This window comes from Gemmata algarum (genome assembly GCF_034097035.1).
Classification (GTDB): domain Bacteria; phylum Planctomycetota; class Planctomycetia; order Gemmatales; family Gemmataceae; genus Gemmata; species Gemmata algarum.
The window spans coordinates 1-1,444 of sequence record NZ_JAXBLV010000082.1; the positions used below are offsets into that span (position 1 = coordinate 1).

A 1,444-nucleotide genomic window follows, 5' to 3' on the forward strand; every position below is an offset into this window, starting at 1 on the left:
TCTGTACTTTCCGCGAAGTTCTAGGCCGTTGGCGTGAGCCTCGGGATTGGTAGTAGACGAGTGCCGGTCCGCCCGGGACGATGGCGTTACCACACGACCAACGTACTCCGAACGGACGCGGCCATGTTATCGTCGCATACCCCGGTCCCTCGATGCCAGTGGTTTTCGGTGCTCGCGGGGGCGTTGGACCCGCGGTCCGGGCGCCGGCTGGTGGTCCTGTTCTTGGGCCGGATCCTGACCCGCGGGCGCCGCGCCCTGAGCAACTGGATTCGGGCCGCCGGGCTCTCCACCCAGTACCGCCGGTGCTACGCCACGGTCGCGGCCGTCGGGCGCCGCACCGACCGCATCGCCACGCGGCTGTTGCTCGAGGTGCTCAAGCCCGTGGTGGCAACGGGGCCGCGGGTGGTGCTGGCGTTGGACGACACCCCGACGGCCCGGTACGGGTCGAAGGTGCAAGGGGCCGGGGTGCATCACAACCCGACACCCGGGCCGGCCGGGAGCGGGTTCGTGTACGGGCACGTGTGGGTGGTCCTCGGGTTATTGGTGGCGCACCCGCTGGGCGGGGTCGTGGCCCTGCCCCTGTTGGCCCGGTTGTACATCCGCAGGACCAACGTGGGGGCGGTCCGGGCGACGGATCGGCCCCCGTTCGCAACCACGCTGGCGATGGCCGTGGACCTGGTGCGGTGGGCTCACGGGTGGCTGACGTTGTGGGGGAAGGCGGTGTGGGTGGTGGCCGACGGGGCGTACGCCCAGGGGCCGGTGCTCAAGCCCCTGCGCAAGCTCGGGGTGACGGTGGTGAGCCGGTTGCGGCGGGACGCGGCCCGGTGCTCGGTGCCGGGCCCGCGAGCCCCGGGCACCCGCGGGCGCCCGCGGGTGTATGGCACGGACCGGGTGTCGCTGGCCAAGCGGGCCGCCCACCACGGCGGGTGGAGTACCGGCACGTTCACCGTGTACGGGAAGTCGGTCGAGAAGAAGTACAAGACGCTCGTGGCCACGTGGCGCCCGGCCGGCGGTGCGATCCGGGTGGTGCGGGTGGACGAGCCCCACGGGTGGGTCGCATTCTTCGGCACCGACACCACCGCGACGGTGGCCGACATCCTCGAGCGGGTGGCCGACCGGTTCGCCCTGGAGACGTGCTTCCGGGACCTCAAGCAGACCGCCGGTGCGGGCCACCAACAGGTGCGCCGGTTGCCGACCAATATCGGGTCCTTTCATCTGTGCCTGTGGTCGTTCACCATGACCGAGGTATGGGCCTGGGACCGGGAGGCCGAAGAACGGGTGGGGCATCGGTCGGCCTCCCCTTGGGACGACCCGAACCGGCGCCCGAGCCACGCGGACAAGCGCCGGGCGTGGCAACACGAGCTGTTGGCCCAGGAGATTCAGGCCGTTGTGGGCGAGCACCACGACCACGCGAAAATCCGCGACCTCGCCCACCGGTGCTTGG

Annotated in this window: 1 protein-coding gene; it reads left to right on the forward strand. The window is 71.2% G+C overall.

What is annotated here, in order from left to right; all coding sequences use genetic code 11:
• Nucleotides 1-123: 123 nt before the first annotated feature.
• A partial coding sequence (locus R5W23_RS08190) for an IS701 family transposase (RefSeq protein ID WP_320685911.1) occupies nt 124-1,444 on the forward strand: 1,321 nt, incomplete at its 3' end.